At 44.7% G+C, this 21,403-nt stretch carries 19 protein-coding genes and 1 pseudogene; 17 read left to right on the top strand and 3 right to left on the bottom strand.

Annotated elements, in window-relative coordinates; genetic code table 11:
- Positions 1–48: 48 nt before the first annotated feature.
- The gene (locus AB1F57_RS12765) at positions 49–1,305 is read right to left on the bottom strand and encodes an extracellular solute-binding protein (RefSeq protein ID WP_367985832.1); all 1,257 of its coding nucleotides are present in this window, start codon (positions 1,303–1,305) and stop codon (positions 49–51) included.
- Positions 1,306–1,627: 322 nt separating this feature from the next.
- On the opposite strand from AB1F57_RS12765, the gene malQ reads away from it, so the two are divergent.
- From malQ to AB1F57_RS12730, 7 genes and pseudogenes are all read left to right on the top strand, one after another.
- Entirely contained in the window at positions 1,628–3,142 is a 1,515-nt protein-coding gene (gene malQ, locus AB1F57_RS12760; protein ID WP_367985831.1) for a 4-alpha-glucanotransferase, read from the top strand.
- 103 nt (positions 3,143–3,245) lie between these two features.
- Entirely contained in the window at positions 3,246–4,157 is a 912-nt protein-coding gene (locus AB1F57_RS12755; RefSeq protein WP_367985829.1) for a helix-turn-helix domain-containing protein, read from the top strand.
- A gap of 282 nt (positions 4,158–4,439) precedes the next feature.
- Positions 4,440–4,732, top strand: a pseudogene (locus tag AB1F57_RS12750) (lactococcin 972 family bacteriocin).
- A gap of 59 nt (positions 4,733–4,791) precedes the next feature.
- A complete protein-coding gene (locus tag AB1F57_RS12745; protein ID WP_367985828.1) occupies positions 4,792–6,822 on the top strand; it encodes a bacteriocin-associated integral membrane family protein in 2,031 nt (676 codons plus the stop codon).
- Position 6,823: 1 nt separating this feature from the next.
- A complete protein-coding gene (locus tag AB1F57_RS12740; protein WP_105110248.1) occupies positions 6,824–7,465 on the top strand; it encodes an ABC transporter ATP-binding protein in 642 nt (213 codons plus the stop codon).
- A complete protein-coding gene (locus AB1F57_RS12735; protein WP_167786105.1) occupies positions 7,458–7,757 on the top strand; it encodes a hypothetical protein in 300 nt (99 codons plus the stop codon). Before AB1F57_RS12740 ends, AB1F57_RS12735 begins: the two co-directional genes overlap by 8 nt.
- Before the next feature lie 314 nt (positions 7,758–8,071).
- Complete coding sequence (locus AB1F57_RS12730) at positions 8,072–8,590, top strand: hypothetical protein (protein WP_105110245.1); 519 nt, start codon at positions 8,072–8,074, stop codon at positions 8,588–8,590.
- Positions 8,591–8,636: 46 nt separating this feature from the next.
- Here AB1F57_RS12730 and AB1F57_RS12725 read toward each other — a convergent pair whose 3' ends face one another.
- Both AB1F57_RS12725 and argS read right to left on the bottom strand, forming a co-directional pair.
- The gene (locus AB1F57_RS12725; RefSeq protein ID WP_167786103.1) at positions 8,637–10,037 is read right to left on the bottom strand and encodes an SH3 domain-containing protein; all 1,401 of its coding nucleotides are present in this window, start codon (positions 10,035–10,037) and stop codon (positions 8,637–8,639) included.
- 451 nt (positions 10,038–10,488) lie between these two features.
- Positions 10,489–12,177: an arginine--tRNA ligase gene (argS, locus tag AB1F57_RS12720; RefSeq protein ID WP_167786102.1), complete on the bottom strand. Its 1,689-nt coding sequence runs from the start codon at positions 12,175–12,177 to the stop codon at positions 10,489–10,491.
- A 103-nt stretch (positions 12,178–12,280) separates the two neighbouring features.
- Here argS and argR point away from each other — a divergent pair, with 103 nt between their 5' ends.
- The 10 genes from argR to AB1F57_RS12670 all read left to right on the top strand — a co-directional run bounded on the left by argR (position 12,281) and on the right by AB1F57_RS12670 (position 21,393).
- On the top strand, positions 12,281–12,721 hold the full coding sequence (gene argR / locus AB1F57_RS12715) for an arginine repressor (RefSeq protein WP_105110242.1): 441 nt from the start codon (positions 12,281–12,283) through the stop codon (positions 12,719–12,721).
- Between the two features lie 14 nt (positions 12,722–12,735).
- Positions 12,736–15,285: a DNA mismatch repair protein MutS gene (mutS, locus tag AB1F57_RS12710; protein ID WP_367985827.1), complete on the top strand. Its 2,550-nt coding sequence runs from the start codon at positions 12,736–12,738 to the stop codon at positions 15,283–15,285.
- A 37-nt stretch (positions 15,286–15,322) separates the two neighbouring features.
- Positions 15,323–16,243: a magnesium transporter CorA family protein gene (locus AB1F57_RS12705; RefSeq protein WP_105138606.1), complete on the top strand. Its 921-nt coding sequence runs from the start codon at positions 15,323–15,325 to the stop codon at positions 16,241–16,243.
- Positions 16,244–16,391: 148 nt separating this feature from the next.
- Positions 16,392–16,835: a LytTR family DNA-binding domain-containing protein gene (locus AB1F57_RS12700; protein WP_105138607.1), complete on the top strand. Its 444-nt coding sequence runs from the start codon at positions 16,392–16,394 to the stop codon at positions 16,833–16,835.
- A complete protein-coding gene (locus AB1F57_RS12695) occupies positions 16,832–17,278 on the top strand; it encodes a DUF3021 domain-containing protein (RefSeq protein ID WP_125266297.1) in 447 nt (148 codons plus the stop codon). Before AB1F57_RS12700 ends, AB1F57_RS12695 begins: the two co-directional genes overlap by 4 nt.
- A 44-nt stretch (positions 17,279–17,322) precedes the next feature.
- Positions 17,323–17,499 carry a hypothetical protein gene (locus AB1F57_RS12690; RefSeq protein ID WP_167786100.1) on the top strand — a complete coding sequence of 59 codons (177 nt, stop codon included), beginning with the start codon at positions 17,323–17,325 and terminating at the stop codon, positions 17,497–17,499.
- 122 nt (positions 17,500–17,621) lie between these two features.
- Positions 17,622–19,571: a DNA mismatch repair endonuclease MutL gene (gene mutL, locus AB1F57_RS12685; protein ID WP_367985826.1), complete on the top strand. Its 1,950-nt coding sequence runs from the start codon at positions 17,622–17,624 to the stop codon at positions 19,569–19,571.
- Positions 19,572–19,577: 6 nt separating this feature from the next.
- Positions 19,578–20,168: a Holliday junction branch migration protein RuvA gene (gene ruvA, locus AB1F57_RS12680; protein WP_167786098.1), complete on the top strand. Its 591-nt coding sequence runs from the start codon at positions 19,578–19,580 to the stop codon at positions 20,166–20,168.
- An 8-nt stretch (positions 20,169–20,176) separates the two neighbouring features.
- A complete protein-coding gene (locus tag AB1F57_RS12675; RefSeq protein WP_174852925.1) occupies positions 20,177–20,818 on the top strand; it encodes a hypothetical protein in 642 nt (213 codons plus the stop codon).
- A complete protein-coding gene (locus AB1F57_RS12670; protein WP_367985825.1) occupies positions 20,818–21,393 on the top strand; it encodes a DNA-3-methyladenine glycosylase I in 576 nt (191 codons plus the stop codon). The genes AB1F57_RS12675 and AB1F57_RS12670 overlap by 1 nt, the downstream gene beginning before the upstream one ends.
- The last annotated feature ends 10 nt before the right edge of the window (positions 21,394–21,403 follow it).

Raw genomic sequence — 21,403 nt, 5'->3', positions numbered from 1 at the left:
CAAAAAAGTGGGGCTAGGCCGCTTGCCCAGCCCTACTTCTATGGTTGATTAGTTGCTGTATTTTTGAGCGATTGTATCTTCAATCAATTTCACAGCGTCGGTTGCAGCTGTTTTAGCGTCTTTTGCACCGCTTGCTGCTTCGAAGAGCATGTTAGCAGCTGGTTCCCAAACTGTGCTCATTTCTGAGATGTTTGGCATTGGTTGAGCTGATGCGAATTGGTTGATAACCGCTGTAGTCAACTCATCGTTTTTGCCAACTGCGTATTCACGAGCTTCTGTGTTAGCAGGAATTTCGTTGGTTGCATCGTAGAAGGCTTTTTGTTGGTCAGTTGATGTCAAGAAATCAACGAGTTTTTGTGCCAATTCAGGGTTTTTAGAACCTGAAGGAACAATCCAAGCTTTACCACCACCGAATGCAGTGTACTGCTTGCCGTCAGCAAGAGTTGGGATAGTTGCTACACCATAATTGAGGCCTGCGTCTTTGTAAGATGCTGCTTTCCAAGGACCTTCGATGATTGCTGCTGCCTTACCGTCTGTGAATTGTGTGTTGATCAAGTTATTAGCAGCTGAACTGTCTTGGAGACCTTGAGGCCATTTTTCATACCAAGTTTTAGCGTATTCAATCGCCTTGATAGCACCGTCGTTAGCCAAACCGATGTCTTTTGGATCCGTACCGTTAGCACCAAATACATAACCGCCGTAACCGCCAAGCAAACCGTAAGTGTAGTAGAAGTTTGTCCAGTCAGCTAGAAAGGCAGTTGTTTTACCATCTTCCCCTTCAAAAGCGTACTTGCTGTCTTCTGCCAATTTTTCAAGATCCGCAAAGGTTTTTGGAGCTTCTGACAAGAGGTCTTTGTTGTAGTAAAGAACCAATGTCTCGATAACAGCTGGTGATCCGTAAACCTTACCACCGTTGCTTACAAGTGCTTTAGTCGTATCATCTGTCTTGCTAGTGTCAGCCAATGTCAACTCAGACAATTGACCTTCTGAACCAAGGCTACCTACGCGGTCGTATGGTGCCATCATGACGTCTGGAGCTGAACCTGATTGGTTATCCAATGACAAGTTATCCAAACCTGTAAGAGCATCACCGGTTTTAACGATAACGGTTACACCATTTTCTTCTTCAAAGGCAGCTTTGGCTTCGTTAATGTAGCTTTCGTACTGACCTTCAACGTAGATGGTCAATTCTTTTCCTGCTTCAGCAGAATCAGATGAGCTTGACGAGCTTGAATTTGAACAAGCAGCCAAAACAGCAGTTGATGCAGCGAGAAGAGCAACGCTCTTGAGCAAATTGAGTTTCATATTATTCCCTCCAAGAATAAAGTTTTGATGTTATCGCTCGCTTGTGCAAACGATTTCCTAATGTGAATTAATTATACACCATTATAAAAACGTTTGCAAGCATTTTTATAAAAATTTTTAAAATTTTTTTCTGTTAATGAATTCAGCACAGAAAAAGTCTTTTATTATCACTCTTTAGAGTTCAAAGCTGGTGATTTATTGAGCAATTTTTCATAGGAATTTTTGAAAGAACTTGATTTGTTACCGTTTACATAGTATAATAGATGGCAAGCAATCGTTTGCGCTCTGACGCAGTTAATCATTCATTATAAAGGAGAAAAATATGAAAGTGAGACAAAGTGGAGTACTCATGCACATTTCATCATTGCCAGGTGCCTATGGCATCGGCTCCATGGGGAAATCAGCCTATGAATTTGTAGACTTTTTGGTACGAACCAAGCAACGTTACTGGCAGATTTTGCCATTGGGAACCACCAGTTACGGTGATTCTCCCTATCAATCATTTTCAGCCTTTGCAGGGAATACGCACTTTATTGACTTGGACCTACTGATTGAAGAGGGCTGGTTGACAGAGAAAGATGTGCAGGGTATTGACTTTGGTCAGAGTGCAAAAGAAGTAGATTATGCCAAAGTTTTTACTGCCCGCCGTCCGATTTTGGAGCAGGTTGTTGCCAATATGAAAGAGGCTGGTTTGCCACAAGACTATTGGAATTTCTTGGGTGAAAATGATTTTTGGATCCATACTTTTGCAGAATATATGGCTATCAAGGAGCATTTTGACAACAAGTCCTGGATTGATTGGGAGGATCAGGGGGCACGTTTGCGCTATCATGATACCTTGGAATACTACCGTCATCTCTTGGTGGAACGCATCGATTACCACCGCATCACCCAGTATTTATTCTTTAAGCAGTGGCAGGCTTTGAAGGCTTACGCCAATGCCAAAGGGATTGAGTTTGTTGGGGATATGCCCATTTATATCGCGGCAGATTCTGCTGATATGTGGGCCAATCCACATTTCTTTAAGATGGACGAAGAAGGGAAACCGAGCGTAGTTGCGGGTTGTCCACCAGACGCCTTTTCAGAAATCGGTCAGCTCTGGGGCAATCCAATTTATGACTGGGAAGCTATGAAGCAGGATGGTTTTACTTGGTGGGTGGCTCGTTTGCGTGAGTCCTTCAAGATTTATGACATGGTGCGGATCGACCACTTTATCGGCTTTGCCTCTTTCTGGGAAATTCCTGCGGGCGAAGAAACGGCTGTCAACGGCTATCGTGTTGAGGCGCCGGGCTTTGAATTGTTCGATACCATAAAACGCGAGCTGGGCGATTTGAATATCATCGCGGAAGATTTGGGAACAGTGACAGATAAGGTTATTCAATTGCGTGAAAGGACTGGTTTCCCAGGCATGAAAGTCTTGCAGTTTGCATTTGACCCAACTGGAGATAGTATTGAGATGCCACACAACCACCGCAATAATGTTGTTGCCTATACAGGCACCCACGATAACGATACAATTAGCGGTTGGTACGAAAGGGAAACAACCCCAGAATCCAGAGCGTTCTTAGACAAATACAGCAATCGAGCAGTAGGTGAAAGTATCCACCATGCCCTCTTCCGTCTTCTCTTTGGCTCACCAGCCTTTATGGCGATTGTGACCATGCAAGATTTGCTAGAATTGGACGGGACTGCCCGCATGAACCTACCAAACACCCTCGGTGGTAACTGGACTTGGCGAATGACAGCAGACCAGCTGACACCAGCAGTAGAAGCCAACTTGCTGGACTTGACCGTCACCTACCGACGTGAGAATGTTCTTGTAACAGCTAGTGAATAAGAAACCACAGGAACATCAGCTTAGGCTGGTGTTTTTTGTAAAGTCTTGCAAGATGTGGTATACTGTTTAGGTAAGGATAAATAGGTGCAGTGGGGGGGCTGGTATGGATTTAGGACAAAAAATCGAGCAACTGAGGCTAGAAAAGGGACTGAGCCGTCCAGATTTTTGTGGAGATGAATCCGAGTTGACGGTACGGCAATTAGCTCGGATAGAAAGTGGTCAATCGCAGCCTTCTATACCTAAGTTAGAGTACATTGCCCAGCGTTTAGGCATTCCAGCCTATAGCCTGATGCCAGACTATAAGGAATTGCCACAAGGTTATTTGGAACTCAAGTACAAGTTGCTGCGGGAGCCGATATATAATAAGGTCGAGGTGTTGGATAAACAGGATGGGTATATCGAAACCATATATAATACCTATTTTGAAGAACTACCTAAGACTGAGCAGCTTATCTGTGAGGCTATGCAGGCTATGGTTGATATGGTGCGGACCAATCAACCAGATTATGCAGTAGCTCTATTGACAGAAAACTTACCACTTCTTATGGCAAAGAAAGTGTGTGATGTCAATGACTTGATTCTTATTCGGCTCTTTTTTGTCCAGCAAACAATAGGAGAGAATACAGTCAGTAGAGTTCAAAACAACTTTGAATCTATCTCGTATTTAATGAAAAAACTAGCCAACAGTCAGACATTTGTTCGATTAGAAGATACTTTTTATTTAAGAGATGCGATTATCTCAGGGTTTGCCTGCTTTGAACTAGTAGAATACTATGACGATGCCCCTATCTATATTGATTGTCTTCGTGAAATAATGGAAGAGACACAAGATTATCAAAAGAAACCTCTCTTGTTTATGATGGAATGGAAAGCGGCTTTGAAATTAGAGGGGAATTATGAAAGAGCTGAAAAAGTTTACCAATCAGCAAAATTGTTTGCACAGGTTATTGGTAATGACTATCTGGCACAGAAATTAGCAGAGGAGTGGCAGAAGGATTTGAAAAAATATTTATAACTATAATTTATAGGTGACATGAATGTCATCATTGAAAGACCTAAGAGATATGATTGTTCGTCTTTTAGGTCTTTTTTGATCTCTTGAATGTCTTTTTACGATTTATAGACTATTTTCGATGACATTGTCGTCATTGGTGATTTTGTAAAAAGAGGATATACTAGGCACATAAAAAGTTATATGTAAGAAGGAGATACGAGATGCTTAAATATTTTTTTGGTAAGCTAGGCGATGTTTGGTGGACAATTTAATCACTTTTAGAAAGGTTAGGAGAAAATTAAAATGAAAAAGACACTTAAAAAATTTGCACTCATCGCGGGACTTGCAGCAACAATTGGCGGAACAGCAGTGGCTTCAGCGGCTGTACAGTATCCTGGCGGTGGAGTTTGGACGTACGGAGCAGCAAATGGTGGTGCTATTCAAACTATTACCACGGTAGTCGCTACCATAGTTCAACAGTGGTAAGTCGATGGACTGGAGCCTCAAGTAAAGGGTATGCACAGGCAGGACAGACCTCTCGTGCATGGATTAGTACAAAACTTGGAGAGCAAGCAGCTTTCTATTATAACTATTAACACAGTACACTTTGCTTGGAACTACTCTTGTAGTTCCAAGCAATTCTTTGGAGGAGATGATGAAACGTTTATTTATTCTAGTGTCGACTGTATTGGTAGCGATTTACCTGGGTATTTCTTTGGCTGGTCAGGTTAGTCTTGTAGAGTTTGGTTCTTATCAGGCAGTGGATGTCATCGGGAAAGATACCAATAGACAGACAGTCAATCGTGACCAGGTGACAGAGGTCTTGACCGACTTGGCAGAGGAACATAAGAGTGTGATTGCTAGACGGATTGTCGAGCCTAATGCTTCTGGGGAAACCAGTTTTACCTACGCCATCTATGGTAGCGGACAGGTTCCAGAAGGTTTGACCGTTTCCTCCAAGGAAAGTGCTGAAACCAGCGACTTGGTTAGTACTTATCTGATTGTTTCAGGAGATTTGGACAACCAAGTCTTGAAAGAAAGCTTGGAATCACTGGGTTACAGTGGCATGGTCCATCATGGCTATTCTCTCTTTAGCATCTTCCTATCCACAGTCGTTTCAGAAGTAGCCATGCTGAGTTTCTTTGTCTTTCTCTTGACCTTCATGGCTCTCACCTTAATCTATCGGATTAAGACCTTACGATTTGCAGGAATTCGTCTGATTTCAGGTGAAAGTTTCTTACAGGTGGTGGCTCGACCTTTATGGGAGGATATTCGTCAGATTGTGATGGCTACATCGGTGGGGGCTATAATCGGACCTCTTATTATCTATCTTCAAGCTGGATTTTTACTATCCATCTTGCAGGTCTTTTTCCTGGGGCTTTTCCTCTATGCACTGGCTCTTGCTAGTATTTCTGTCCTACTTAGCCTAGTGTATTTCCTGGGGTTGAGGCAAAATAGCTTGGTTGATTTGCTCAAGGGAAAACTTCCTCTCAAACGGATGTTGGCTATGATGATGGTTGGGCAACTTCTGGCTATTTTGGTAGTAGGTTTTAGCTCTAGCCGTCTATTGCAGGGCTATCAGGAAATTCGCTTGCTTGAACAGGCACAGGAAGAATGGGCATTGAGAGATGATTATTACAAATCTGTTTTTAGTTACAGCTCTGCTATGATGACCGAGGAGGAAGTGGCCCAGCAGAATAAAAAGTGGCGAGAGTTTGCGAAAGTACAGCTAGAGACGACAGAAGCCCTCTTTGTGAAAAGCAATGTCGACCAGTACGCCTTCGGTGGCGAGGTGGATCCTGAGGGCAATCGCCTGACGGATTATAATCCTCGTGGCAATGTCATCTACGTATCTCCTCGCTATCTGACAGAGCAGGGAGTGATGGTAGACCAAGCCTTCTTGGAGGAAATGAATCATCTGAGCCTGGGTGAGTATGGTTTGATTTTACCAGCTAGCTTGCGAGAACAAGCTGAGCAAGTACAAAATATGTTCCAGACAGAATTAGAGGCATTTTCCCGACAAAGCCTAGAAAGTAACAGCCAACAGATGTTCGCTACCAAGATAAGTCTGGCCTTTACAGACAGTGGTCAAGAGCGGTTTCTCTACAATGATGGCGATCGGAGCCAGACCCAATATCTGACAGACCCGATTATTGTTGTTTTGACTCCTGAGTCAACAGGTGTGACACCAGTTTCGGATATGTTCTGGGGAACTAGTCTGGATTTAGGGATGAAGTTTGTAGGCTATGAGGCGACTATTGAAGTCATGAAAGAGCAGGGTGTTTATAACTGGGTATCCTATTTGGTGAATCAGCGGTTGGCCTTTGTCAGCGTTTTGAACACCAAGCGAACAGAGTTTTATTCGCTTCTCATCGGTACAGTATTGACACTGGCAACGGCTGTTTTGCTTTTTGATGCGATGAGTTTGCTCTATTTTGAACAATTCAGACGAGAGCTGTTTATCAAGCGTTTGGCCGGAATGACCTTCTATGAACTTCATGGATCTTACCTCCTAGGCCAAGCTGGTGTGTTTGTACTGGGCTTGCTGGTATCAACTTGGTTGACAGGAGATGTGGTTATGAGCGGTCTGACTGTAGGCTTGCTCACCTTAAATGCCCTGGTCATACTGGGAAGACAAGATAAGAAAGAACAAACTGCCAACGTAGCAGTGTTGAAAGGACAATAAAATGATTGAAATTCAGGGATTGGAAAAGCGATTTGAAGAACGGGAGATTTTTTCAAACTTACATCTGACGTTGGAAAGGGGCAAGGTCTATGCTTTAATTGGAAAAAGCGGTAGCGGAAAGACTACCTTGCTAAATATGCTGGCCAAGTTGGAAAAAGCTGACGGCGGACGGATTGATTATCAGGGTCAAGATTTGTCGAAGCTAGCTTCCCAGCAGTTCTTTCGAGATCACATGGGCTACCTCTTCCAAACGATTGGTCTCCTGGATAATCAATCAATCGGAGACAATTTAGACTTGGGATTTGTCGGACAGAAGGTCAAAAAAGAGCAGCGGCAGCGACTACAAAATGAAGCTTTGGAGCAGGTGAACTTGGGCTACTTAGACTTAGAACAAAAGGTTTATACCTTATCGGGAGGTGAAGCCCAGAGGGTTGCCTTGGCCAAGCTTATCTTAAAAAATCCACCACTGATTTTGGCCGATGAACCGACTGCGGCACTCGACCCCAAAAATTCAGAAGAGGTCATGCAACTCTTGACAGGGCTAAAAAATGACAACCGTGTGATTGTCATTGCGACTCATAACCCTGCTGTCTGGGAAAAAGCAGATGTGGTCATTGACATGAAGGAGATTGGACATGGATAAAAAATTTCACTACTATAGAGTTCCAGAATATACGATCGGACGTAGAAAGATGGATATGTTGGTCATTGAAAATTTAACGGATAAGTTGATGTTGTATCAAGTTCGGGTGAATGGGTATTTGCTGGACTTTGTCAGTGCGGAGGGGCGCGTAATCAGACGTTATAGACTGAAGGATTTGCCCTTGGATGTGGAATTAACTGTGGCAGATGTGGAAGACGATGTAGATTTGACCTTACCGGAAAATCTGACCTATCGCCAATTTGACTTTTTCCAAAATATTGCCTCTAAATAAAAATCATCTCCTCTAGGTCGAACTTAGAGGAGATTGTTCTTATTTCTTCTGTTTACGTACATAGATCCAGTAGCTGATCCAGTAATAAATCAGGTAGAGTAGCCAGGCTAGAACCGTAAGAGTCAGTAGGCTGTTCAGGACCTTGGAGACGCTTGGGAGAAGCCAGTTTATCAGCAAAGTTGTTACAAAAATTGCTATTCCCGAATAAGTCGGTAATTTTTTCATCTCAAAGCCCTCCTTTGTGATTATTATATCAAAATTATATTGACAAAACAAATATAAGCGTGTAATATAATGTAAAAAGGAGTATTCTTATGAAAAGACCAATTCATCTCTATATTTTTGTAGCTCTATCAGCTATTGCCAGTCTCTTGCGGGTCTACAATGCATTTTTCTCACATTATAATGAGGAAGCCATGCTTCAACTGGTGCAAAGTGCTCCAAGTATAGACGAAAACTTCCTCATCTATACCAAGGAGGCTATCGGTTTCCAAACAAATCTTATCAATAAGGTTCTGGCAGCGCTTTTGCTGTTGACCGTAGTAGCAACAATCGTCTTCCTCTTCATGAAAAAGAACGAGCAGGCCTCCTTTACCTATCTCGGTTATGTCTTTGGAGCCTTGTTATTTAACACCTACGCCTTTATTGGTGGTAAGGGCTTAGTCTCTATCTTCACGGATGAATTGACCCGCCAAGGAACATCTGCAACCTTGATGGGAGGCTATATTGTCAATATTGTCTTGTTTGCTATCTATTTTGGTGTGACTGTATTTTTCCATTTGCGTAAGCCCAAGGAAAAGCCAAATGCAGCAACCAATGCAACCGATATCTAATAATTAGAAAATGCACAGCTGATGTAGCGTGTGCATTTTTTGTTGCTTAAGGTAGGGCAATGTAGCGACGAGCACCAGAATAGGATAAGTAGCTCAACCACTGCTTGCCTTCTGCCTGGACGATTCGGTCATAGTTGACGCTTTGACCGACGTCATAGTAGGCTAGAATCGAAGCTGATAAACTAGCTTGATTTCGAATGGCCAATCGGTTCTTGAAGGTATAGGTGCCCGACGAAGGTAGGGCAGGTGTGCTTGGGCTGGTTGGTGCAGGTTTTGGAGTAGGTGTGGTCGTAGTAGTAGCGGTTGTTGTCAATTTTTTAATCGGTATATAGCGACGATTTCCAGCAAAGCTGAGGTAGCTAATCCACTGGTAGCCGTCTGCTTCCAAGACACGGTCGTAGTTAACGCTTTGCCCTGCTTGATAGTTTGCCAAGGTTGGACTAGCTATTTTTGCCTCAGCCTTGATGGCGGTTTGGGCGGTGAAAGTGTAGGTTCCGCTCGGAGCTAGGTTGGTTGTTGAACTTGCAGGCTTGGTTGGTGTCATCGAGACCGGTGTAGTGGTAGTCGCTCCAGAATAGCCGGTCAAGTCCTTGAAATGAATATAGCCGCTGACTGAATTTTTATGAATCCAGCGTTTATTGTAACTTTCATTATAATTAATATTATATTCTTCAATCTCTACCATATCACCATTGATAGCGGATACCCAGGCCACGTGCATGCTATTCCACCAAGCAACAGAGCCGATGGCAGGGTTCATGTCTACGCGGTAGCCTTCACGTTGGGCGCGGTAACCCCAAACATCGGCATTACCGTAAGCACGCGGTAGGGTAAAGCCGTTTGTAGTACTGAGGCGGAAGGCGACGAAGGATGTGCACTGGCGCGTGTACATTCCCCAAGGGTCGACCTGCCAGCCAATTTTATAGGGATAGTTGTCCCCAAGGGCTACAGATGTGGTTGTTGTGCTAGCTGTTCGCGTTTGGTTACTTGGAGCGACCGCAGTGCGCGTGGTCCCAGTATTTGTCGTGGTATTGCTTGTCCCAGCTGTTTGCTGGATTGTTACGGTTCTGGCTTGGTTTTGGGAAATGGCAGAGCTACTGCTGGTAGTTGCAGGAGCTACTGCTTGTATCGTACTTGTATTTGTTTGTGGGGTAATCACTTCTTGTGGCTTGGAAATTATTCCTGCATCACTGGTCTTTGTAGCAGTCGTTTGCTGGCTGGCTTGGTTTGTATTGGTAGAAGATGTACTTGTTTGACTTGCCTGACTCGTTTGAACTGGGCTACCTGCTTGTGCCGTAGAAGGATTGGCGGTAGAAGCTGTCGTATTAGCCGCAACCAATTGGGCATTTAGCAGACTGACTGTTGCCAGCAGGACTGAGGCAGCACCGAAAGAATATTTTCGGATAGAAAAGCGTGATGCATGGTGTGTAAGTGATTGTTTTGTCATTCAGACTCCTTTGAAAAAATTTTTATGTGGAAGTTTCGGAGGCAGTCAATCATATTGTTCAGGATTGGGGGTTAGAACCTGTATTCACAGCTCGGCATTTGAGCTAATTAAAGTAGCTTACTTGTGACTACAGTTTCTTAGTTCTTTATGAAATTTAGATTTATATTGAATGAACTCACATTCAGATTCGTTGCTTATACTCAATGAAAATCAAAAGTAGCCTAGGAAACGACGCCGAAGGTAGAACTGGAGTCCACCAAGGCAAGTTGACAACGGATAAGATGATTTTCGAAGAGTATTAATCTGGATATGACCTTCATTGAGCATTCGGAGTTGATTGACTGCTCCTCGCCTCCTCACTTACTCTGTTCGCAAGTCGGCTGGAATTTTTCCAAAAGAATTTGAAAAAAATAAAAAATCCTTAACCAAAATGGTCAAGGATTGGGATGAATTACATTTTTTCAGGGGCTTGGACACCGAGAAGGCGGAGAGCCTCTTTGAGAACGACACCAGTTGCGTAGGCAAGGGCCAGACGGCTGTCACGTTCTGGGCTTTCGTCCAGGATACGTGTGTGGGCGTAGTATTTGTTGAAGGCTTGAGCCAGATTGATGGCGTATTTGGCAATCAAAGATGGGTCAAATTTGTCACCGGCACGTTCAATAACATTTGAGAAGTTTTGGATGTGCTTGATGATATCCCAGCTTTCTGCGTCAGCCAGCTTGTAGTCATTGTCAGCGCTTGGTATAAAGTCAGCCTTGCGCAGGATAGACTGGATGCGGGCGTATGCGTATTGAACATAAGGACCAGTCTCGCCTTCGAAGGATACCATAGCCTCTAGGTCAAAGTCATAGCCGTTGTCGCGGTCGGTTTTGAGGTCGTAGAACTTAACAGCTCCGACACCGACTGCATGCGCCACTTCTTCCTTGTTTTCCAGGTCTGGATTTTTAGCTTCGATTTGAGAAAGGGCGCGTGAGATAGCCTCATCAAGCGTCGGCTCGAGCAGGATAATATTTCCCTTACGAGTAGACAATTTTTTCTTGTCTTTTGTCACCAAGCCGAAGGTGACATGTTTCATATCGTCGCTCCAGTTGAAACCCATTTCCTTGAGAACAGCTTTCAGTTGCTTGAAGTGGTTAATTTGCTCCTGACCAACGACGTAGATGTTTTTCACAAAGTCATAAGTGCGCTTGCGGTACATAGCTGTAGCCATGTCGCGGGTGATATAAAGTGTGGCACCGTCTGTTTTCATAATGAGGGCTGGTGGTAGGTTGTAGCTTTCCAAATCTACAATGCGGGCACCTTTAGACTCATGGAGCAGGCCTTTTTCTTCTAAGATTTGAATTCCTTCATCCATCTTGTCATTGTAGAAGGCTTCACCGTTGAAACTGTCGAAGGTAACGCCTAGCTTGTCGTAGATGCGGTTAAATTCCACCAAACTTTCGTCGCGGAACCATTGCCACAATTCTTTTGCTTCAGGGTCGCCGTCTTCCAATTTTTTGAACCATTGGCGAGCTTCTTCGTCCAGTTCAGGTTTTTCTTCGGCCTCAGCATTGATACGGACATAGAGTTTGAGCAATTCAGAGATTGGGTCAGCTTCAACCGCTGCCTTGTCGCCCCAGAGTTTGTAAGCAACAATCAGCATACCGAACTGTTTGCCCCAGTCGCCCAGGTGGTTGATACGAATTGGCTTGTAGCCCAGTTTTGCATGGATATTTGCCAGAGCGTCCCCGATAACGGTCGAACGGAGGTGTCCAACAGAGAAGGGTTTTGCGATATTAGGACTAGACATATCGATAGTGACATTGCGGTCTTGACCGATAGCTAGTTGACCGTAGTCTGCCTTTTCGGTGATGACCTGGGTCAGGACATCGTGCGAAATTGCGGCCTTGTCCAAGAAGAAGTTGACATAAGGACCAGTTGCCACGACTTTTTCAAAACCTGCAGTATCTAGCTTTTCAACAATGTCAGCTGCGATGGCTTGTGGTGCCTTGCGCTCAACCTTTGCTAGTGAGAAAGCCGGAAAGGCGATGTCGCCCATTTCGGATGACTTTGGTTTTTCAAGCAGTGCATAAATGGCTTCAACTTCCAAGCTAGGAAGCACAGCAGCCAATTTTTCAGCAATCATTTGTTTATGATTCATAGAAATCCCTCCAGGAGTTATTGATTCTATTTTAACATAATTCTAAGTCAATAGTTGTGAAAAATGATATAATATTTATAAATATACATTCAGAGGTAAGATGATGAACAAGCTAGAACGCCATGACTTGATCAAGTCTATGATTCGTCAAGAAAAAATCGGTCGTCAAACAGATATTCAAAGAGGCCTGGAAGAGCAGGGGGTTGTGGTAACGCAGACCACTCTTTCTAGGGATTTGCGAGAGCTGGGAGTTGTGAAAGTGTATGAGGGTGGACGATCCTATTATTCCATGACTGTCGAGGATGACCAGGTCCACTTTGTCCAATTGCTGGCCCAGTATGCCTACAAGGTCGAGCGCGCTAGTTTTATCTTGGTACTCCACTCAGACTTGGGTGAAGCGGCCTTGATGGCCAATATTATTGACGCGGAAAAGCCTGCGCCAATCTTGGGAACCATTGCAGGAGCTGATACCCTCTTAGTCATTTGCCGAGACGAGTCAGCGGCCCAGCAGGTAGAGGCAGAGATTAACTCTTATTTAGTATAGAAATGTGAGAGACTATGGCAATAGAAAAAATTTCTCCAGGAATGCAGCAGTATCTGGATATTAAGGCACAATATCCAGATGCTTTTTTGCTTTTCCGTATGGGAGACTTTTACGAGTTATTTTATGAAGATGCGGTCGAGGCGGCACAGATTTTGGAGCTGTCTCTGACTAGTCGCAATAAGAATGCGGACAATCCTATTCCCATGGCCGGTGTGCCTTATCATGCGGCCCAGCAATATATTGACACGTTGGTGGAGCTGGGGCATAAGGTCGCCATTGCTGAGCAGATGGAGGATCCTAAGCAGGCTGTCGGTGTGGTCAAGCGTGAAGTAGTTCAGGTCATCACTCCGGGGACGGTGACGGATTCCTCGAAAATGGGATCCGACAGCAATTTCTTGGTTGCCATTGAGCGTAGCGGGGCTCATTTTGCCCTGTCTTATATGGACGTGGCAACCGGACAATTTTTCGTGACTAGTTTGGATGATTTTGCTAGTCTCTGCGGAGAAATCCGCAATCTGCGGGCGCGTGAAGTGGTCATCGGATTTACCCTTTCTGAAGAGGAAGAGCAGGTATTTGCCAATCAGATGAATCTGCTCCTGTCTTTTGAGGATGAGGTTGCAGATGATGTTCATCTGATTGACCAATCCTTGACGGACTTGGAGAAGGCTGCGGCAGGGAAATTGCTATCTTATTTGCATAGGACCCAGATGCGAGATTTGGCGCATTTGCAAAAGGTAGTCCACTATGAAATCAAGGATTATTTGCAGATGGATTATGCGACCAAGTCCAGTCTGGATTTGCTGGAAAATGGGCGGACTGGTAAAAAGCATGGCAGTCTTTACTGGCTCATGGATGAGACCAAGACGGCTATGGGGATGCGGCTCTTGCGGACTTGGATTGACCGTCCTTTGATTGATCAGGGGCGAATTGAGGCGCGGCAGGCAGTTGTGCAGGTCTTTTTGGATTATTTCTTTGAGCGTAGTGATTTGATTGAGGCGCTGAAAGGGGTCTATGATATTGAGCGCTTGGCCAGCCGAGTATCCTTCGGGAAAACCTTGCCCAAGGATCTCTTGCAACTTTCTCAGACCTTGGGAAATGTGCCGGCTATCAAAAATATCCTGTCGCAGATGGGAGAGCCTGCTCTGGCTAGCTTGGTTCAGGGGCTGGATCCTATCCCAGAACTTCATGCGCTGATTAGCTCTGCTATTGACCCAGAGGCCAATGGACCGATTACCGATGGCAATATCATCAAGACGGGCTTTGATGAAAGGCTGGATCAATACCGCCTAGTCATGCGTGAGGGTGCGGGCTGGATTGCGGAAATTGAGGCCAAGGAGCGGACGGCGTCTGGTATAAATAATCTCAAGATTGATTATAACAAAAAAGATGGTTATTATTTCCATGTGACCAATTCTAATTTGGGCAATGTGCCAGCTCATTTTTTCCGTAAGGCAACGCTGAAAAATTCGGAGCGCTATGGGACGGAAGAATTATCCAAAATCGAAGGTCAGATGCTGGAGGCGCGTGACAAATCAGCCAATCTGGAGTACGAGATTTTTATGCGCATCCGTCAAGAAGTGGAGAAATACATCGGTCGCCTGCAGAAATTGGCTCGTACCATTGCGACTATTGATGTCCTGCAGTCTTTTGCGGTTGTGGCGGAGCAAGAGCGCTTGGTTTGTCCGACCTTTAAGGAGCATCGCGAATTGACCATTGACCGAGGTCGCCATGCCGTAGTGGAAAAGGTTATGGGTAAGCAGGCCTATATTCCCAACTCAATCCATCTGGATGCGGAAACTCACATGCAGCTGATTACGGGGCCCAACATGTCTGGTAAATCGACCTATATGCGCCAGCTGGCTGTGATTGTTATCATGGCGCAGATGGGTTCCTATGTGCCGGCTGATCAGGCGGAATTGCCAATTTTTGATGCGATTTTCACTCGGATTGGTGCGGCGGATGATTTGGTCAGTGGGCAGTCGACCTTCATGGTAGAAATGATGGAGGCCAACAAGGCCGTGCGTTTGGCGACAGACCGCTCGCTCATTCTCTTTGACGAGTTGGGGCGTGGGACAGCGACTTACGACGGTATGGCTCTGGCCCAGTCCATTATTGAGTATATCCACGACAAGATTGGTGCTAAGACCTTATTTGCGACCCATTACCATGAATTGACCGAGCTAGGACAGACCTTGGAGAACTTGGAGAATGTCCATGTGTCGACCTTGGAGCAAAATGGTCAGGTGACCTTCCTTCACAAGATTGCGCCAGGTCCTGCCGACAAGTCTTACGGTATCCATGTGGCCAAAATCGCAGGTATGCCAGAGGACTTGCTCAAACGGGCGGATAGTATTTTGCAGCAATTGGAAAATCATGCGCCGTCCAGTCAGCCTAGTCAGCCAAATCAGCCAAATCTAGTGAGTGAACCAGCCTTGGGGCAGTTGGATTTGTTTACAGAAATTAGCAGCCATCCTGTGTTGGATGAATTGCAGGCTCTGGACATCTACAATATGACCCCGATGGAAGTCATGATGGTGGTGGCAGAGCTGAAGAAAAAGTTGTGAGATGAGTATCGGCAAGAAGAAACAATTGAGGTAAGGAATGAAGAAGATTACAACAACTCGTTTTATATGGTTGGTGGCTGATGCGGGCGAGACAAAAGATATTGATTTTTTGAAGGAAAACCTCCATTTGGACTCGGAGATCCTATCCTATGTATTGGACAAAAATGAATTCGCGCGCTTGGAATATGATAAACATAGTCAGGAGCTGTTGGTGATTTACAATGCCCTACGTTCAAATTCTAAGTCAGATTTGACCTACCAGACAGCTCCGGTGTCTTTCTTTGTATCTGGCAATCAGTTACTGACGATTTTTGGTGAGGATACCAATTATCTGCAGGCCAGTTTTGAACGAATATTGCAAAGGCGACAGGATGCGACCATGCTAGAATTTGTTTTCACTGCCCTGTTTCTGATTTCAAAAGCCTATTTCCCAGTTCTGGAGAAATTGAACCGCAAAAGTTCGGAATTGAACAGGGTCTTGCGCGATGAGACGACCAAAAAATCTCTTTTGGAATTGTCAGATTTGGGAACTGGTCTAGTTTATCTGGCCTCTGCCAGCAAGCAAAATGCTTTGTTATTGGAACAATTGCAGGGGCAGACCTTTTACAAAAGCTTGTCGGAAGATGAACTGGAACAATTGGAAGATGCCCACATCGAGGCCCGTCAGCTGATGGAAATGACCAATCTATCAGCCCAAGTCATCGAGAAGTTGGAAGGCACCTACAATAATGTCCTTAACAACAATTTGAACGATACCATGAAAACCATGACCAAATTATCTATCCTTTTGGCCATCCCAGCCATTGTGACAGGATTTTTCGGTATGAACGTGGAACTTCCTAGTATTTTCATGAACATCAGCCAGTCTTGGTTTTGGGTCATTGTCCTCTCGGCGGGGCTGTGGGTAGTGATTGCACTCTTTCTCAATCGCATTATGCGCAAGGAGACCAGACGTTAAAATGATGTTAGTCAGAACAGTGGTTCTGGCTTTTTTGCCGTTTAGACGTTGAATTTGACCGAATGGCGACAGGCTATTGAAATTCGTCTGTTAATGGGTTTTAATAGTCTTAGAAGTTAGCTGGCTTTGAAAAAAGAAAGGAGAGTTTATGAAAGTGAAGGTTGCTATCTCGTCCGAAATCCTAGAAGATTTGGTTACGGTTGAAGCGAGAAAATTAACAGCACAGATTAGTAGCTTGGTGGAAATGATTGAGACCTTTGGCAGGCAGGCGGAGCGTCTGACGGTCAAAAAAGGTGAGGAGGTTCACTTGTTGGAGTTATCGGAGATTTACCGGCTCTATTTGGAAAATAAAATATTGCAGATTGAGACGAGGGATGCAGTTTACCAGTCAGATTTGCGGCTTTATCAGGTCAAGGAGGTATTGTCATTGGATTTTCTGCAGGTCTCTCAGTCGGAAATCATCAACATGAGACGACTGGACCACTTGAAACTGACGTCCAATGGCTTGGTCAAGTTAGTCATGAAAAATGGGGCGGTGACCTATTCCTCTCGCCGTTATTTGAAAGTTATTAAAGAAAGGTTAGGATTATGAAAAAATATCTCTTATCGGCATCTTTGGGTGTCACCATTGGTAGTTTAATTTCAATTGTTATGGCAAGCTTCTTTGGCGAAGGGTACTATTTGCCAATTAATCCTCATTCGACCATGGGAGCCATTTATCTGGAGCGGTTTTCGCAGCCACTGATTATGCTGATTTCGGTTGTTATTTGGGGGGCAATTGGTGTGCTCTTCCAAGCTGCGGACAAGATTTTTGAGCAAGATTGGAGCTTGGTTCGGATGACGGTAATGCATTTTCTGGTAACGGCAATCGGTTTTACACCACTATCGATTTTAGCGGGATGGTTTCCAGTCAATCTTGCTGGACTGCTCTTTTTCTGGATGCTCTTTATCTTGATTTATGCCTTGATTTATTGGTTTAATATCCATCAGATGCGCCAACAAATTGAACGAATCAATCGTTCTTTGGACAAATAAGCAAAATTTGCTACAATGGATATAGGAGTAAACAAGGAGTTTTCATGAAGATAATTCAACTTGTATTTTTTGATTTTTTCTTATTGTTTAATAGTGGCTATATACTTTATAATTTAATCACAGGCTTTGATTGGTCTCAAATTCTCTTGCCAGTTGCCTTTGCCCTGTTTAGCGGATGGGGATGTTACTCGCTTTTTAAGGAGATAAAACAAACCAAGTAATCTCTCAGATGTAAAATATCCTTCAAAGGTTAGGGAGTATAGTCGTTTTTTATAAGTCGTCCATTTTTTGGCTGATACAGAAGAAATCGATGGGATATTGTCTTTGTGCTATAATAAAAGATATGACAAACGAGAGAATTAAAACAAATCATATTATTGAACTACCAGAAATTTTGGCCAACCAGATTGCAGCCGGAGAGGTCATCGAGCGTCCTGCCAGTGTCGTTAAGGAGCTTTTGGAAAATTCTATCGACGCAGGCGCGACCCAAATTCAGATTGTGATTGAAGAGGCGGGACTCAAGACCATTCAGATTACAGACAATGGCGAGGGAATTGCACCTGATGAGGTGCGCTTGGCCCTTCGCCGTCATGCGACTAGCAAGATAAAAAATCAAGCGGACCTTTTTCGTATTCGGACCTTGGGTTTTCGTGGCGAGGCTCTGCCCTCTATCGCGTCTGTCAGCCAGATGGTGATTGAAACGGCCACTGCGGACCATCCTCACGGCATCTTGCTGGAGGCTAAGGGCGGGGTGGTTGAAAAAGAAGAACCTATCAGCCGTCCAGTCGGGACTCAGATGACGGTTTCGGATTTATTTTACAATACCCCTGCTCGGCTCAAATATGTCCGTAGCCAGCAGGCCGAATTGTCTCACATTATCGACGTTGTCAACCGTCTCAGTCTAGCCCATCCAGAAATCAGCTTTACTCTGATAAATGAAGATCGGGAATTGCTTGCCACTGCTGGAACAGGCAATCTCCGTCAGGCCATTTCTGGTGTCTACGGCATTGCATCGGCTAAGAAAATGGTTGAAATTGTTGCCGAGGACTTGGATTTTCAGGTGTCAGGCTATGTTTCCTTGCCCGAATTGACCCGGGCCAACCGCAACTACATCAGCATTTTCATCAACGGCCGCTACATCAAGAATTTCCTGCTTAACCGAGCGATTTTGGAAGGATATGGCAGTAAGCTCATGGTCGGACGTTTTCCACTGGCGGTGATTGCCATTGAGATTGACCCTTATCTGGCTGATGTCAATGTCCATCCGACCAAGCAGGAAGTCCGTATTTCCAAGGAAAAGGAGCTGATGCAGCTTATTCGTGAGGCCATTTCCCAAGCCCTCAAAGAGCAAGATTTGATTCCAGATGCTTTGGAAAATCTGGCCAAATCTAGCACACGGACCAAGGTCAAAGCTGAGCAGACGACGTTACCGTTGCGTGAGACCAATCTCTACTACGACACGGTCAAGCAAGATTTCTTCCTCAAGCCAGAGGTTGTGGCGGAGGAGATTGCGCCATTGGAAATGGCAGAGCAGTCGAGTCAGCCTGAGCCTAAGGCTGCAGCTATCAAATTTGCCCAGCGTTTGTCAGCAGACGAGCAGGATGCCGAGCATCCAGCCCTCAGTCAGAAAGAATTAGCCAAGTTGGCCAATCAGCTGGACCAAGAACAGACGTCAACCTTCCCAGAATTGGAATATTTTGGTCAGATGCACGGAACCTATCTCTTCGCTCAAGGCAAGGGCGGTCTCTATATCATCGACCAGCACGCTGCTCAGGAGCGGGTCAAGTACGAATATTACCGTGAGAAAATTGGCGAGGTGGACAATTCTGCCCAGCAACTGTTGGTACCCTACATTTTTGAATTTCCGCAAAATGATGCCCTGACCCTGTCCAATAAGTTGGACAGCATGCGCCAGGTCGGCATCAATCTAGAAGAGTACGGTAACAACCAATTCATCCTGCGGGAACATCCGATATGGATGCAGGAAGAGGAGATTGAGTCTGGGGTCTATGAGATGTGTGACATGTTGCTCTTGACCGACCAAGTTTCCATCAAGCAGTATCGGGCTGAGTTGGCTATTATGATGTCCTGCAAGCGGTCGATTAAGGCTAACCATGCCTTGGATGACTATTCGGCGCGTGACCTCATTCGCCAGCTGTCCCACACGAAAAATCCTTATAACTGTCCGCACGGTCGCCCAGTTTTAATCAACTTCAGCAAGTCGGACATGGAAAAAATGTTCCGTCGCATTCAAGAAAATCACACCTCTTTACGAGAATTAGGAAAGTATTAGAAAATCATGTACGACTATATCAAAGGAAAACTTACGAAAATCACTGCTAAATACATCGTCATTGAAGTGGCGGGTATTGGCTACATTCTTCACGTGGCCAATCCTTACGCTTTTTCTGGCCATGTCAACCAAGAATTGACGGTGTACACCCATCAGGTCATCCGCGAAGATGCTCATCTGCTTTATGGTTTTCAATCCGAAAGTGAAAAAGCTGTCTTTCTCAGCCTGATTTCTGTGTCTGGTATCGGTCCGACAACAGCTCTGGCCATCATTGCTGTGGATGATAACGACGGGCTGGTTCGGGCCATTGAGCAGAAAAATATTACCTACCTGACCAAGTTTCCGAAAATCGGTAAAAAAACAGCCCAGCAAATGGTGCTGGACTTGGAAGGCAAGTTTGTTATGAGCGAAGAAACAGGTCCCGTCGAAACGTCGGCTCCGACCAGTGAAAATCATACCTTGGACGAAGCAATGGAGGCAATGGAGGCACTCGGCTACCGACCGGCTGAACTCAAGAAAATCAAGAAATTCTTCGACGGCACGACCGATACCGCTGAGAATTACATCAAGTCCGCCCTCAAGATGCTGATGAAGTGAGGATTGTGATGAGATTAAATTTGATACATGCTGGGACTAGCCACAGACCAAATTATCCTTTGTCAGGGAAAGAATTTTCTATTGATTATCACTATATGCCTCATGAAGAGGTTGTCATCATAGGACGCATAGACCCCAATTACCACTTTTTTGAAGCTCGAGCATCTTTGAAAGACACGGAAAAAATATCGTCCATCTATAAGGCCTTGATGGCGGATCAACAGGACTATGTTCGCCTTGGGACACTCCATCATCTCGGCTATACCTATTCTGGTCGTCTGACTGCTTCTCTAATACCGAATTATGTCGGTTATTGGGATACATACACGGGTCTGCAAATTAAGCAGAAAGATGAACATTCTGGCGGACATTTTGCTTATTTTTTACAAAGACACTATCGTGAACAAGTGAGAAAGGCGGAGCTACGCGATAGGAGTGGTTCGTATGTATCAATCCTGGAAAATTATAAAGCCTATCTAAAAACAGTTGATTATATGGCTTATGAGGGTAAGGTAGAACCTCTGAGGCAGATATTGGAGCAAGAGTCTTATGTGCTTCTGTCTCAAAATGAAGAGCTCGTTCAAGCTTATAAAGCTTGTCTAGATTTGATAGGATCGCTCTATAATGCTTATCAGACTGCCATTCGTTAATGCTAGAAAGGAAAAATATGAACCGTTGTTCTTGGGTCAATCTCAACAATCCCTTCTATATAGCCTATCACGATCAAGAATGGGGGCGCCCTTTGCATGAGGAGCGGGCTCTCTTTGAATTGCTCTGTTTGGAGACCTATCAAGCAGGTCTGTCTTGGGAAATTGTGCTCAACAAGCGACAGGCTTTCAAGGCTGTCTTTCATGATTATGACTATCATGCGGTTGCTAGCATGACTGACCAGCAGCTGGATGCCCTGATCGACAATCCAGCTATTATTCGGCACAAGGCTAAGCTCTACGCGACCCGTGCCAATGCCCAAGCCTTTCTCAAGTTACAGGAAGAATGCGGCAGTTTTGACCATTATATCTGGTCTTGGCTAGCAGGTCGCCCACAGGTCAATTCGGTTGGTGACTACCGTCAAGTTCCTGCTAAAACCTCCCTTTCCAAGGCTATTTCCAAGGACTTGAAAAAACGAGGTTTTAAATTTGTCGGTCCTGTCTGCGTCTATTCTTTCCTACAAGCAGCCGGGCTCATTAACGACCATGAAAATACGTGTGACTGGAAAAATATCTAAAACCACCACC

Source organism: Streptococcus nasisuis, assembly GCF_040836615.1.
Taxonomy (GTDB): Bacteria; Bacillota; Bacilli; order Lactobacillales; family Streptococcaceae; genus Streptococcus; species Streptococcus suis_V.
Note: the sequence above shows the minus strand (reverse complement) of the source record. Positions and strands in the feature narration are given on the sequence as shown.